The 455-nt window shown below is 43.7% G+C and carries 1 protein-coding gene; it reads left to right on the forward strand.

Annotated features, from left to right (window positions below; translation table 11 throughout):
• Positions 1-455: SprB repeat-containing protein (locus ACY2RS_RS15500; RefSeq protein ID WP_490099577.1), on the forward strand; the 455-nt coding region annotated here is incomplete at both ends.

Below are 455 nucleotides of genomic sequence, written 5' to 3' on the forward strand. Positions count from 1 at the left end.
ACCATTACCGATAGCAATGGCTGTACAACAACCAATAGTGCAACGGTAAGTCAGCCGTTAGCAGCGTTATCGCAAACCAATACTCTTACCAATGTAGGATGTTTTGGAGATTCAACGGGAGCGATTGATTTAGAAGTAGCAGGCGGAACAGCACCATACACGTATGTATGGAATACAGGCGCAACGACACAAGATATTTCAGGATTAGTAGCAGGAACCTATGATGTAACGATTACTGATGCCAATGGATGTAGACTTGTAGAGAGCTTTACCATTACCGAGCCAACAGAAGGATTAGGAATTAGTGCTACCCAAGTAGATATATTATGTTTTGGCGATAGTACAGGGTCAATAGATGTTACGGTAACAGGAGGAACGGCTCCTTACACGTACATGTGGACCAACGGAGCTACGACACAAGATCTAAGCAATGTTCCAGCAGACACCTACAATGT

The sequence above is a fragment of the Patiriisocius sp. 208BN25-11 genome, from assembly GCF_058147145.1.